Consider the following 13,026-nt stretch of genomic DNA (forward strand, 5'->3'; position numbering starts at 1 on the left):
ACAATTTGACCGCAGTACCGCTCGAACCGGCAGCTCAATCAGCCGTGAAGAGTGCAAGGCTTTACGTCGACGATTTTGGTTGCCGCTCGGTGCCGTCATCCGCCCGACCGTTGCGAATGTCCGCATTGCTTTCAGGCCAGTTGTAGCAACAAAAATTCAAGACTTTCCATTAAGCGCGCTGTGCCTCGGAGCGATTTGCTCGGCGGATGACCTGAGGGGGCTGGCCGTACGCTCGGAGAAACGCCCGGCGCATCCTGTCGGGGTCGCCGAAGCCGGTGTCCCTCGCGACAGTCTCGACGGGTAGAAGCTGTGACTCGATCATCAGCCGCGCTGCTTCGGTTCGGAGACGCTCGACCGCTCTGGCGGGAGTTTGTCCAGTCTCCTCTCGAAATACGCGGCCGAACTGACGAGGGCTGAGGTGTACAGCATCCGCAAGTTCTTCGACCGAGAGCTCGTTTGTCAGATGACTTTTCGCATACGTCAGTGCCTTCTGGATGCGATCGGTGCGCGGGAGCAATTCCAGCAGCGCGGAATGCTCGTAAACACGCCCTTCCATCGGCCGCGACCCAGCCCATGACGACTCGAACCGCTTTCGTATTTGCCGGTCGAAGCCGTTCTGGCGAGCAGCGCCATCCCGGGCGTGTTCCCGCCCATCTCGATCGAAGGTCGTGAATTGGTGGATGGCGGAGTGTGCAGCAACACGCCCATCGCGGCGGCGGTGCGACTGGGCGCGACGGATGTCATCGTGCTGCCTGCCGGCTTCGCCCGCGCGGTGCGGACTCCGCCTCGCGGCTGGATCGGCCACACGATGCACGCCCTCAGCCTCGTGGTGGCGCGCCAGTTGGTGCAGGACATCGAGCACTTCGCGTCGCGGGTCCGCATCTGCGTCGTGCCCGCGCTCTGCCCGCTCGAAATCTCATCCTATGACGATGACCACTGCGCCGCGTTGATCGAACGCGCCGCCGACACCACGCGATCCTGGCTGCACGGCGGCGGGCTGCGGGCTGCGCCGAATCCGGGTCCGCAGGTCTTCCACACGCACTGAGGCTGGGGCGGCCGGGGCTCGGGCTTGTGGCGGCGCGCCGTCAGGCTGTTCAGTTAGCCGGCGTCTTCGAGAAGCTCCCGTGCGGCTGGGCCCGCATCAGCGCACGAAACTGCGCGTGCGACATCCGCAGCAGCCGCTCGTGATCGCCACCTTCCATGTAGACGACGTCATTGGACTCGAGCTCGTCATCGACGATGGTCGGCACGCCCCACGCCATGCCGACGGGCGGGATCGCGCCGGGCTCGCAGTCGCCGAACAGCGCCGCGATCCGGGCCTCGCCGGCCAGCTTCAGCCTGTGGCGGCCGACGAAGCGTGAGAACTCGCCGAGCATGACCATCCGGTCGGCGGGAACGACGGCCATCACGCAGCCTCTTTCGTCCTCCAGGATGACCGATTTGGCCAGCTGGCCCAGGCTGACATTGGCGCAGCGGGCGGTCTCCAGGCTGCTGTGGCTTCGTGCGTGCGTGGAGATCTCGTAGTGCGCGCCACGCTGGTCGAGGTAGCTGGACAGATGGGAAGGAATGGACATGGCAATCCTCCTTGCGCAAACACGGCGGGGTCGCCGCCCCGTCAGTTTGCTCTTGCCGGCGGGGGATCGCAAATGGTTGAGCGGCAGGGGCCGCGGCCTCGCGCGTACGGGTCGGCGACTCTCAACGAACGCTGATCCACCGCCATTCGAGCCAGTTGTCCGGCCGATGCACCGCATCGATGTTGCTGCGCATGGCCCATGGAATCACCTGGCGGTGCAGGGGGATGTGGTGCACCTGTTCGTTGTGCTCGGCAAAGGCTGCCTTGATCAACTGCTCGCGCTTGCCGGGATCCTGCTCGGTGGACGACGCTGCCGCGAGCTCGTCGAGCTTCGCGTTCTTGTAGTTCCCGTAGTTGTAGTAGCCGACTCCGCCTTCCCCGCGTGATCGCAGCACCGGCGTCAACGTGACTTCGGCGTCGGTGATGGCGCCGCCCCAGCCCAGCATGTACATCGACACATCCAGTTTCTCGACCTTGGCAAAGTACTGCGCCCTCGGCTGTGCGCGGACGTTGACCTTCACACCGATCTGCGCCCACATGCCGGCCAGCGCGATGCAGATCCGTTCGTCGTTGACGTAGCGATTGTTCGGGCAGTCCAGGGTGACCTCGAAGCCTTGCGGGAAACCCGCATCTGCCATCAGGGCAGTTGCGCGCTTCGGGTCGAAGGGCAGGCGCTGCTCCAGCGCCGGATCGTTGTAGATGCCCAGCGGCGAAGGCGCCATCGCACCCGTGGGCCGCGCCTGGCCCAGCATGATGCTGGTGCGCAAGGCCTCGATGTCCACCGCCTGGTAGAGCGCCTTGCGCACACGCACATCCTTGAACGGATTGCGGCCCTTGACGGAGCTGTAGAGAAGCTCGTCCCGTCCCTGGTCCATGCCGATGAAGATGATGCGGTTCTCCGCGCCGTCCAAGACCTTCGTACCGGCGGCGGTGCGAAGTCGTTCGATGCCCTGCGGCGGCGGGTCGAGGACCAGATCGAGTTCGCCGGAAACCAGCGCAGCCGTTCGTGTCGAGTCGGTCTTGATGGGCGTGTAGACCACTTCCTGCACGTTGCCTTCGAACGACCCCCACCAGTTCGGATTGCGCTTGAAGGTCGTCTTGACATCCGGTTGCCGGGACACGACGACATACGGGCCGGTGCCGTTGGCATGCAGCGTGGTGTATTTCATCTCGCCGCCCTTGAAGTCCTGGGGCTTCGAGGCGTCGTGTTCTTCGCACCAGGCCTTGCTCATCATTTGCACCAGCGTTGCGTGCTCGAGGAAGATCGGGTTGAACTGCGGCAGCAGGAACTCCACGGTCAGGTCGTCGATCTTGCGCACCTCGCCCAGCCCGGCGGCATACGGGCGAATGTTCGATGCTTTGTCCCTTGCGCGCTCCACCGAAAACACGACGTCGTCGGCGGAGAAGTCCTGGCCGCCATGGAACTTCACGCCGCGGCGCAGGACCATCCGCCAGCGGGTGGGGCTCAACTGCTGCCATTCGGTGGCCAGCGCAGGAACGACCTTCAGATCCTTGTCTCGCCCGACGAGTGTCTCGTAGACCTGTCCGTTGATCGAGTTGGTCAGGAGTTCGTTTTGCGAGTAGGGGTCGAGCGTGAGCAGGTCGCCTTGGCTTGCCCAGCGCAGAACTTGCGCGTGGGCGGCGCAACTCGCAGCCACCGCGGCGCCCATCGCAATTCGTTTGAACGAGGTATTCATGGGCGAGAGCGCTTCGTCAGGGGCGGTTGTTGCCCCAGATGCGATCGAGCGGAGGCCGCAAGTCCATCAACCCGGCGCCAGCGACCCATGGTTTGTCGGCTGTCGGCACACGATTCGAAACGGGCACAAGAGCACCGGGTGGAGGAATTGGCGGCGGCTTGCCCGCCTGATTCGCGTAGTAGCGCGCAGCTTGCGGTGCGGCCACACTGGTTCCGCGCATTGCGATGCGGGTGCCATTGCGCGGCCCGGCGCTCAACGCCCCTGGGCAGGCTGTCGAATCGTCGCCAGGCGCAAGCCAGTCGGGTGCTCTCATGGTGCGAGAAGCCTCCGACGAATAGAGCGCAGGTATCCAGGCGCACGGGGTGGCCTGCCGCTGGTAGGCGCCGATCACGAAAGTGCGGGTTCCGGTCGCGATGCCGCTCAGCGTGCCCTGGCGCTTGACGTAACTTGTCGTGGCGGGGTCATCGAATTCGGTTGGCCGGCTGTTGTCGTCGAATCGCCTGTAGCGCGGGTCATCGAAATAGGATTGCCGCCCCTTTGCCCGGCGCCCGCCGGGCGTGTCGCTGCGCTTGATCCAAGCGTCGATGTCCAGTGGCATCTGCGAGATGTTCTTGACCGTCACTGACCATCGCCCGGAAGGAACTGTCAGATAAGGCGGGTCAACCCAGGGATCTGCGGCAGTCGGCGAAGCAAACAACGTGATGAGGGTGCGCTGTGGGAAATAGGTGTACTGCGCCAGGATGGTTCCATCGCCAGCCGACAACGCCGTGGGAGAAACCTTGAACTGGCGTCCGTCCGGCACAGTCAGCGTGACCTCGACAGCGGCACCCGCAATCGATGGCAACCAGATTTCCATGTTGCTGGGTGTCAGGGTGCACGGCTGCAATCGCCACTCGAGCTTGCGTGCTTGCGCTGGCGGTACCGTGAGGCTCGCGTGGGCGCGCGACTGGCGATAGTTGCCGGCGGCCAGGACGATCTGCATCGGAATTCCCAAACTGGGCGTCAGCTGGACGAGACTGTCCATGAGCCGCTCGAGAATCGTGCTGCCGTCATGTGGCCCGTCGTGCGGGCCATAGCTGATGTTGACAACCACCGGCAGTTCCTCGTCGCCCTTGCGCATCGAGAGGGCGCGCCAGAAGATGTATAGCAGGCCCCAGTAGGCATGAGGCACCAACGTCGACGATGCAGGGTCTCCCACGGCCGCTTCCGGCATGCCGACGACGATGATGGGCCTTTTCATTCCATCGGGATCCGTCGGTTCGAATCCGGCCGCGAGGTCCAGCACGTTCGTACCGTGCGAGCGACGGTGTGCCAACGGCTTGTACCCGTCGACATCCATCTTCAGGTCGCCGATGGCGCGATAGACGCCTTCGTCGCCGCCATCGAGCTTGTTCGCGCCGCCGACGGTCGAGTCAATTTTCCCTCCCGTGAGTTCGTTGAAGGGCGTCGCGACATCCTGCTGCCACACGTACCTGATTCGCGTCGAAGACCCCATCCCGCCGGCGGTGCGGAAGCGCGGATGAGCGAAGGCGACGCCTTCGTCGATCACTGCAATCAGAACGCGGTCACCGGCAAGCGTCGGGTCGGGCGTGGTGCTCGCGGGCGCATCGGGCGAGGGTCCCTCCTCCGGAACGCCTGGGGGAATGGGCGGGCCCATTTCGGCCATGCGGATCGTCTGCTTCCAACTCTCGCCGGACGTGAGCTCGAGAGCCGCTGTGCGCCGGATCAGGATCACATAGTGATTGAGTCCCGCCAACTCCATCTCCCCAGGCAGCGATTTGGTGGATAGGTTGGCGATGCGGACGTCTTTCCGGTGCGTGTCGAGAAGCCATTCGAGGCCGAGGAATCGACTCCGCGTGACCAACGGGTAAGTTTCCACGAGGAGTGGTATCCAGTCTCCGGGCCGCAGGAAGGCGAAGTTCGTGGCGATCGCCCAGTCCAGATAGGGCTGCGCCGGCGTTGGAGAGGCGGCACCGTCCGAGCGTCTTTGTGGATTCATGATCGCCTCGCGTCAAGCCCACTCGCGAGCTGCCAGATCCCAGAGCCATTTCAGCTTGGGCGCCGCGTCGACACTGAATTGAGCGTTGCCCTTCGCCAGGTAGCCCGCTACCGGAAAGATGCGGTCATCCTGGGCTACGTCGTAGATTTCCCCGCCCGTGAAATCCTGGTCGCCCGGGTAGGCGGTGCCGTCGAACGTCCAGAAATCCACCATGCCCCCACCCTTCGCCCGCGCGACGAAGTAGTCGCCGACGGCCAGACCCAGCGCCTGACCGGCCATGCTATCGACCGGATAGTGCAGGCCTGCCACGGTTCGATTGATGGCAATGCGGGCAGCCTGCCGCATCAACTGCTGATGCAGCAGCAGACGACTTGCGACCGTCGTGCCGGTCGCATTCAGGATCAGCCTGGACAGCACACGGGCAACGGCATGTGCCTCCGTGGAATGGCCGCTGGGCATTGAACCGTGGGGCGGCGTCTGGAGGATCGGCTGTATCTGGGGCGAATATTCGTCGGGGCGACGCACACACAGCGCGTTCTTGAACTGCATTTCGGCGTACTTGGCGAGCCGCAGCACCATCCCGATCAGTTCCAACGTGTACCGGTGCCGATCCGGGTAGATCGGCACGACGGAGTTCCAGAAAGCGTACTGAGGCGACATCTGAGCGACGATCTCGCGCGCGCGGTCGGCCCGCAGGTCCGCGTATCCGTTGAGGAAATCGAGTTGTCGGAGCAGCTTGGGTTCGTCGGGTCGGATCATCGTCACGAAGGACGTCCAGGAGCCCGTGGGCGGCGTGCTGCTCGATACACCGCCGTTGGTCTGTTGCATGCTGTACAGCGTGGCTCGTGGCTGCGCAACCCCGCCGACTTGCGGCGCCTCGAATACGAAGTAGAGCGACGAAAGCAACTCGAACTCGAACACGAAGCGCCGGATGCGGGGATCCCATCGCTCAAGGGGGCCCCGCATGGACCCGGAGTTGGGGTCAGCAGGATCGAGCGGCGCGCTGTTCCACGCGGGCGGATTCACCGGCGTGACCCAATACCCGACGATGCCCTCGCGATGCGCAATCAGCGACGAAACGGGCGATCGCGCAAAAGCGCCAACCCCCTCGACGCCCTCCACCCCTTCCACTCCTTCAACCCCCTCAACGCCCTCGACTCCTTCCACTCCTTCGAGATAGCTCATGTCGATTTCTCCTTATTGTGGAATTCCGGCGCTTTGCAAGGCTCGGGCCACCACCCGACCCAGTTGAAACGGCGCTGCCGGGGACCGTTCCATGAATGCGGACACCTTGAAGTTCGGATCGATCTTCAGCAGATCGCGCGCCGCCTCCCGTGCTTCATCTTCGCGACCAAGCTCCCACAGCGCGGTGATCAGCGCTCGCAGGGTCGAAGTGTGCACCCGGTTCAGTCGCAGCGATGCCTGTGCAAGGCTCACGGCTCTCGGATACTGCCCGGCAGACAGGGCTGCTGTTGCCGCCAGCGAGTCGAAGTAGTACTTCAGGGGATCGAGCGGTGACAGCCTCAACGCCTGGCGGGTGTGCCGCACAGCCTCCTTGCCCTCGTCCCGGAAGGCGTGCAGCGTGCCCTTGAGCAGCCAGGCGAGCGAGTCGTTGGGGTTCTCGTTCAGCGCCGCCTCGTAGCGATCCTGCGCCACGTCAAGGTGCTTCAGGATGTAGGTGTTGACCTGACCCTCTACGGTCATCGCAAGTGAGAGCGTCGGATCGCGGTCCAGTGCGCGACGCGTGTTCTCCAGTGCCCGTCTTCCGTCCGCCAGCGCGTCGTCCGACCATCCCTGCGTCACCCGCAGCACATAAGATTTGGCCAGCCATGCGTAAGGAGCCGCCAGGCGCGGCGATCGCTCGATCAGCGCCTCGAGCATCTGCTGCGCTCGATGGAAGGCCAAAGGCGAGATGCGATGCATGAGGTTGATACTGGCCAGGAGCAGCGTGCGACTCTCGAGCGTCGCCAAGGCCTTGCCGGTCGCACGCTGCAGTTCGTGCGCCATCAGTGCGTTGCAGATATCGCTCACCAACCTGTCGGCGAGTTCATCCTTGCCGGCGATGACGCCCTTGACCGTTCCCCTCAATGTCTTCGACCAGACGACCTTCCGGGATTTCGCCTCGGCCAGTTCGGTTTTGAGTCTCAAATGTTCACCGCTGGCCACCAGCGAGCCCGAAACCAGGTAGTCGGCATTCAAGTGGAGCGCCAGAGCGTCCAGCGTCATCTTGCGGCCACCCAGCGAAATCGTGGACAGCCGCGACACCACATTGATTTCTTGCGAGCGGGACAACGCCGTGATGACGTCGTCTACCAAGGCTTGACCGAGAACCGACGATCCAGCCGTCACACCGCGGACGAGGAATGGAATCACGGCGACCGTGGCCTTCAGGTCCCCGTCGATGGCGTCGGACTCGTTCAGCGGTCGCTCGCCGGGTACACCGACCCGAAATGCACGAACCGGATTTGTCACATGTTTGAGATAGCACTCCCCGAGGTCTTCGATGTCCGCATCGACCCCCGGAACCAACTGGTCCCGCACATCGGCCGAAACCACGATCTCGTCCGGACCGGCCAGCGTCGCAAGGCGGGCGGTCAGGTTGACGCCATGACCGTAGATGTCGCGCGCATCGGCGATCAGCGGGCCGATGTGCACGCCGATGCGCACCCTCATCTTGAGACGGTCCGCAAGGCCGATGTTCGAGGCCAGGCTGAGCTGTTGAAGCGCCAACGCCGCCTGGACGGCGCTTGGCGCGGAGGGAAACTCGATCATCAGCCCGTCACCCAGACTCTTGACCAGACGACCGCCGTAAGCCGGGACGAGCCGATCGGCGACTTCGGCCGAATAAGTTCGCCAGCGCTGGATAGCGCCTCCCTCGTCTTCCTGTATCAACCGGACCGATTCGACGACATCGACGACCAAGACGGCGCGCACGACACGCTCGAGGTCGCGATGGATGCGGTCCAAAGTCCACATTTTCTCCACTGGGAGATTGTGGAGGTCGCATTCGACGCGGGCAAGCCTGTTGTTGGAGCGCATGAAGACAGTGCGATGGATCCGCTGCTGTCCATGCCGCCTCGACGGGCATTCCCAAGGGAACAGTCCGCCCGCCACGACCAAGCGAGCGCACCAAGGACCAACACGACCGCTTGCGGTTGGACGAATGACGAATCTGACCGGTCCGCTCATGAGATGGCCTTCGCTTCGGTGCGGATGTTGGATCTCGCAGGCGCAACATAGGCCGCTGGCGCCTCTCGCGCATCCCCTGGGTGAGTGAGACCAAGAGACCAAGTCGAAGGAGTGTCGGCGACGAGGAGAAGAAAACGAGACCCCAGACCCAGACGACAAGGCATCTGATCATTGGCGGTGCAGTTGCGGTGACGGGCTCATTGGCTCGATTTCGAAGTGAGCCCGGAGTTTTTCAAAGGGTAATCGCGCGCTCCTGACTCGACTGACTGCAACCAGTCTGGAGTTGCCAGACGTTGCCCGTCCGTCCACGGGGAACTGAGTTGCCAAGGACAATCGATCGGACGCCGGGACCAACCCCTTCACGGCAAAGGCCACGTCGTAAACGCGACTCAGCGGGACACCTTCTTCGAATGCTGATATCCGCGGCGTGAGGCCGTTCGGCGCCCCGGGCGAAAAGTTGGCTCAAGGTTTCAGTCGAAAAATCCCGCAACTCAAATTTTGAGCAAATGACGCCATCTCCCTAGGGAAAATCCCACAACCTTAGTAAACCTAAGCCCCACCCTCCCCACCCTCCCCACCCTCCCCACCCTCCTCCTCTCCTCCCCGCCAGCGCACAGCGCCCCTACTCCACCGTCACGCTCTTCGCCAGGTTGCGCGGCTTGTCCACGTCGGTCCCGCGCGCGCACGCCGTGTGATAGGCCAGCAGTTGCAGCGGCACGACGTGCAGCAGCGGCGACAGCGCACCGTAGTGCTCCGGCATGCGGATCACGTGGACGCCCTCGCTGTTCTCGATCCGCGTGTCGCCATCGGCCAGCACATAGAGCACGCCGCCGCGGGCGCGCACTTCCTGCAGGTTGCTCTTGAGCTTCTCGAGCAGCGCGTCGTTCGGCGCCACCGTCACGACCGGCATCTCGCTGGTCACCAGCGCCAGCGGCCCGTGCTTGAGTTCGCCGGCGGCGTAGGCCTCGGCGTGGATGTAGGTCACTTCCTTGAGCTTGAGCGCGCCTTCGAGCGCGATCGGATAGTGCAGGCCGCGGCCGAGGAAGAGCGCGTTCTCCTTGCGCGCGAAATCCTCCGACCAGCTGATGATCTGCGGCTCTAGCGCCAGCACCGACTGCAGCGCCACCGGCAGGTGCCGCATCTCCTTGAGGTAGCGCGCCTCGTCGGCATCGCCGAGCCGGTCCTTGGCCTGCGCCAGCGCCAGCGTGAGCAGGAACAGCCCCGCCAGCTGCGTCGTGAAGGCCTTGGTGGATGCCACGCCGATCTCGACACCCGCACGGGTGATGTAGGCCAGCTTGCATTCGCGCACCATCGCACTGGTGGCCACATTGCAGATGGTCAGCGTCTGCTCCATGCCCAGCGACCGCGCATGCCGCAGCGCCGCCAGCGTGTCGGCGGTCTCGCCCGACTGGCTGATGGTCACGACCAGCGTCTTCGGATCGGGCACCGAGTCGCGATAGCGGTATTCGCTGGCGATCTCGACCTGGGTCGGGATCTTCGCGATGCCCTCGAGCCAGTACTTGGCGGTGCAGCCGCTGTAGTAGCTGGTGCCGCAGGCCAGGATCAGCACGCGGTCGATTTCCTTGAAGACGCGCCAGGCCGCCGCGCCCGGCGCACCATCGACGCCGACGCCGTCGAACAGCTCGGGCACGATGCCCTGGACGCCTTCGAGCGTGTCGGCAATCGCGCGCGGCTGCTCGAAGATCTCCTTCTGCATATAGTGCCGGTAGGGGCCGAGCTCAGCGGCGCCGCTGTGGGCGTGCACGGTGCGCACGGTGCGGGTCACCGGCTTGTGCGCCCGATCCACGATCCAGTATTTGCCGGGCTGGATGTCGACCACGTCGCCCTCCTCGAGGTAGACGATCTGGTCGGTCACGCCGGCCAGGGCCATCGCATCGCTGGCCAGGAAGTTCTCTCCGCCATCCTGCCCGACGCCGAGGATCAGCGGCGAGCCGGCGCGGGCGCCGACCACCCGCTGCGGCTCGTTGCGGCAGATGGCCGCGATGGCATAGGCGCCGTGCAGCTGCTTCACGCTGGTCTTCACGGCCTCGAACAGGTCGCCGTCGTAGTGGCTGTCGATCAGGTGGACGATGACCTCGGTGTCGGTCTGGCTCGCGAACACGTAGCCCTTGGCCTGCAGCGCGGCGCGCAGCGCCTCGTGGTTCTCGATGATGCCGTTGTGCACCAGGGCCACGCGGCCGGGCCGGCCGGTCTCGGCATCGGCGCCCGGACCGTGGCTGAAATGCGGGTGCGCGTTGTGCACCGCCGGCGCGCCGTGCGTGGCCCAGCGCGTGTGGGCGATGCCGGTGCTGCCCTCGATCTGGTCGTCGCGCACATGGGCCAGCAGGTCGGCGACCCGCGAAGTGGTGCGCGCGCGCTGCAGGCCGTGGGCGTTGACGGCCACGCCGCACGAGTCGTAGCCGCGGTATTCGAGCCGCTGCAGGCCCTGAACCAGGACCGGGACGATATTGCGACCGGAAACGGCGCCGACGATGCCACACATGTGATCTGCTCCTGAGGTTAGAGCCCTGATGCTAGGCTTCGTCAATTGAAATTTGAGATTGACTTATTGCTTTTTTTGTAGAAATATTTCATCAATCTAGTGACATCCAGTTTTATTTCATAATCTACACCGAAATGAAATCTGAAGACCTGGATGACATCGACCTTCGCCTGCTAGACGCCTTGCAGCGCGACACCTCCGCCAGCAACCAGTCGCTGGCGGAGCGCTTGAACATTTCGCCCCCGACCTGCCTGCGTCGGGTGCGGCGCCTGAGGGCGGGCGGATGGATCGCCAGCGAGGTCGCGATCCTCGACCCGGTGCGGCTCGGCCCGCTGCTCACCGCGGTCATCGAGGTCTCGCTCGACCGGCAGGATGCGGGCTCGCTGGAGGCCTTCGAGCGGCGGGTCGCGCCGGACGAGGCGGTCCAGCAGTGCTACCGCGTCTCGCCCGGGCCGGACTTCGTGCTGATCGCGACCGTGCGCGACATGCCCGCCTACCAGGCGCTGGCGCAGCGGCTGTTCACCAGTGACGCCAACGTGCGCAACGTCAAGGCCTTCTTCAGCCTGCACCGGGCCAAGTTCGCGCCGCGGCTGCCGCTGCCCGCCCCGGCCTGAGGCGCGACGCGGCTCAGGACTTCGGGGCCTTCTGCGGCCGCTGCCAGTCGGCGTAGCTGGCCTGCTTGGCGCGCGAGATCGTCAGGGCGCCGGGCTCGGTGCTCTTGGTGATGGTCGAGCCGCCGCCGATGGTGCCGCCGGCGCCGATCGTGATCGGCGCCACCAGCACGCAGTTGCTGCCCACGTGGACGTCGTCGCCGATGATCGTGCGGTGCTTGTTGGCGCCGTCGTAGTTGGCCGTGATGCTGCCGGCACCGTAGTTGACGCGCTGGCCGACCGTGGCGTCGCCCAGGTAGGCCAGGTGGTTGGCCTTGGCCCCGGCCGCGAGCGTGGAATTCTTGACCTCCACGAAATTGCCGATGTGCACCTCGGCCCCCAGCCGGGCTCCGGGCCGCAGCCGCGCGAACGGCCCGACCAGGGCACCGGCGCCCACCGTCACGCCGGCCTGCTCGCCGTCAATGTGGGTGAACGGATGGATCACCGCGCCGGTCTCGATGCGCGCGTTGGCGATCACGCAGTTGGCGCCGATGCGCACGTCCGCGCCGAGCGACACCGCGCCCTCGAAGACGCAGTTGACGTCGATCTCGACGTCGGATTCGCAGACCAGCGTCCCGCGCAGGTCGAAGCGCGCCGGATCGGCCAGCCGGACGCCCTGCGCCATCAGGGCGTGGGCCTGGCGCAGCTGGTGGGCGCGCTCGAGCGCCGCCAGCTGCGCCGGGCTGTTGACGCCCGCCACCTGCAGGGCATCGTCGGTGCGATGCGCAACCACCGGGACGCCGTCCACGACGGCGAAGCCGACGATGTCGGTCAGGTAGTACTCGCCTTGCGCGTTCTTGTTGTCCAGCCGCGCCAGCCAGGTCTTGAGCAGCCGGGCCGGCACCGCCATCACGCCGCTGTAGATCTCGCGGATGGCGCGCTGCGCCTCGGTGGCGTCCTTTTCCTCGACGATCGACTGGACCTCGCCTTCGGCGTCCTGCTGCCCCTGCACCCGGACGATGCGCCCATAGCCCTTGGGGTCGTCGACCTCGATGGTCAGCAGCGCCAGCCGGCGGCCCGCACTCTCGGCCACCAGCGCGCGAAGGGTGTCGCCGCTGATCAACGGCACGTCGCCCGACAGCACCAGCACCGTCCCATCGTCGGGCAGGAGCGGCGCCGCCTGCTGCACGGCATGGCCGGTCCCGAGTTGCGGCACCTGGCGCGCGAATTGCGGTGTCATGCCGGCCACGGCGCCTTCGAGCGCCGCCTCGACATCGGTCGCGCCATGGCCGGTCACGACCACGACATGGCGGGCGCCGATGTCGGCCGCGGTATCGATCACATGGGCGACGAGCGCGCGCCCGCCCAAGCGATGCAACACCTTGGGCAGGCTGCTTTTCATGCGCGTGCCCTTTCCGGCCGCCATGATGACGACGTCGACCGGCTCCTGGTTATCCTTCTGAATCTGATTCATG

9 protein-coding genes and 1 pseudogene are annotated in these 13,026 nt (G+C 65.1%); 2 read left to right on the forward strand and 8 right to left on the reverse strand.

All coding sequences use genetic code 11. From position 1 onward, the window contains the following. Nucleotides 1–169 precede the first annotated feature (169 nt). Nucleotides 170–538, reverse strand: a pseudogene (locus QZH52_RS02330) (helix-turn-helix domain-containing protein); the annotation flags it as partial. A gap of 60 nt (nt 539–598) precedes the next feature. On the opposite strand from QZH52_RS02330, the gene QZH52_RS02335 reads away from it, so the two are divergent. After that, complete coding sequence (locus tag QZH52_RS02335) at nt 599–1,045, forward strand: patatin-like phospholipase family protein (RefSeq protein ID WP_436411523.1); 447 nt, start codon at nt 599–601, stop codon at nt 1,043–1,045. Nucleotides 1,046–1,094: 49 nt separating this feature from the next. Here the strand turns inward: QZH52_RS02335 and QZH52_RS02340 are convergent, their stop codons facing one another. The 6 genes from QZH52_RS02340 to glmS all read right to left on the reverse strand — a co-directional run bounded on the left by QZH52_RS02340 (nt 1,095) and on the right by glmS (nt 10,961). Further along, nucleotides 1,095–1,574: an aminoacyl-tRNA deacylase gene (locus QZH52_RS02340; RefSeq protein ID WP_301803180.1), complete on the reverse strand. Its 480-nt coding sequence runs from the start codon at nt 1,572–1,574 to the stop codon at nt 1,095–1,097. A gap of 121 nt (nt 1,575–1,695) precedes the next feature. Next, complete coding sequence (locus tag QZH52_RS02345; protein WP_301803182.1) at nt 1,696–3,270, reverse strand: ABC transporter substrate-binding protein; 1,575 nt, start codon at nt 3,268–3,270, stop codon at nt 1,696–1,698. A 16-nt stretch (nt 3,271–3,286) separates the two neighbouring features. Further along, a complete protein-coding gene (locus QZH52_RS02350) occupies nt 3,287–5,269 on the reverse strand; it encodes a S8/S53 family peptidase (RefSeq protein ID WP_301803184.1) in 1,983 nt (660 codons plus the stop codon). A 12-nt stretch (nt 5,270–5,281) separates the two neighbouring features. Beyond that, nucleotides 5,282–6,454, reverse strand: coding sequence for a phosphatase PAP2 family protein (locus QZH52_RS02355; RefSeq protein ID WP_301803187.1), 1,173 nt, complete (start codon nt 6,452–6,454; stop codon nt 5,282–5,284). 12 nt (nt 6,455–6,466) lie between these two features. Continuing rightward, complete coding sequence (locus tag QZH52_RS02360; RefSeq protein ID WP_301803190.1) at nt 6,467–8,308, reverse strand: adenylate/guanylate cyclase domain-containing protein; 1,842 nt, start codon at nt 8,306–8,308, stop codon at nt 6,467–6,469. Nucleotides 8,309–9,080: 772 nt separating this feature from the next. Further along, nucleotides 9,081–10,961: a glutamine--fructose-6-phosphate transaminase (isomerizing) gene (gene glmS, locus QZH52_RS02365; protein ID WP_301803193.1), complete on the reverse strand. Its 1,881-nt coding sequence runs from the start codon at nt 10,959–10,961 to the stop codon at nt 9,081–9,083. Nucleotides 10,962–11,095: 134 nt separating this feature from the next. Here glmS and QZH52_RS02370 point away from each other — a divergent pair, with 134 nt between their 5' ends. Further along, nucleotides 11,096–11,575 (forward strand): Lrp/AsnC family transcriptional regulator, encoded by a 480-nt coding sequence (locus QZH52_RS02370; protein WP_301803196.1) that lies wholly within the window; start codon nt 11,096–11,098, stop codon nt 11,573–11,575. A gap of 13 nt (nt 11,576–11,588) precedes the next feature. On the opposite strand, the gene glmU is transcribed toward QZH52_RS02370, so the two are convergent. After that, nucleotides 11,589–13,025, reverse strand: coding sequence for a bifunctional UDP-N-acetylglucosamine diphosphorylase/glucosamine-1-phosphate N-acetyltransferase GlmU (gene glmU, locus QZH52_RS02375; RefSeq protein WP_301803200.1), 1,437 nt, complete (start codon nt 13,023–13,025; stop codon nt 11,589–11,591). Between the last annotated feature and the right edge of the window lies 1 nt (nt 13,026).

Origin of the sequence: Variovorax ginsengisoli (genome assembly GCF_030486595.1) — a bacterium.
GTDB classification, from domain to species: Bacteria; Pseudomonadota; Gammaproteobacteria; order Burkholderiales; family Burkholderiaceae_C; genus Variovorax; species Variovorax ginsengisoli_B.

Coding starts and splice junctions, on each gene's coding strand:
- QZH52_RS02350 (WP_301803184.1), bottom strand. CDS start 5,269: ATGAATCCACAAAGACGCTCGGACGGTGCCGCCTCTCCAACGCCGGCG.
- QZH52_RS02360 (WP_301803190.1), bottom strand. CDS start 8,308: ATGCGCTCCAACAACAGGCTTGCCCGCGTCGAATGCGACCTCCACAAT.
- glmU (WP_301803200.1), bottom strand. CDS start 13,025: ATGAATCAGATTCAGAAGGATAACCAGGAGCCGGTCGACGTCGTCATC.
- glmS (WP_301803193.1), bottom strand. CDS start 10,961: ATGTGTGGCATCGTCGGCGCCGTTTCCGGTCGCAATATCGTCCCGGTC.
- QZH52_RS02340 (WP_301803180.1), bottom strand. CDS start 1,574: ATGTCCATTCCTTCCCATCTGTCCAGCTACCTCGACCAGCGTGGCGCG.
- QZH52_RS02355 (WP_301803187.1), bottom strand. CDS start 6,454: ATGAGCTATCTCGAAGGAGTGGAAGGAGTCGAGGGCGTTGAGGGGGTT.
- QZH52_RS02370 (WP_301803196.1), top strand. CDS start 11,096: ATGAAATCTGAAGACCTGGATGACATCGACCTTCGCCTGCTAGACGCC.
- QZH52_RS02345 (WP_301803182.1), bottom strand. CDS start 3,270: ATGAATACCTCGTTCAAACGAATTGCGATGGGCGCCGCGGTGGCTGCG.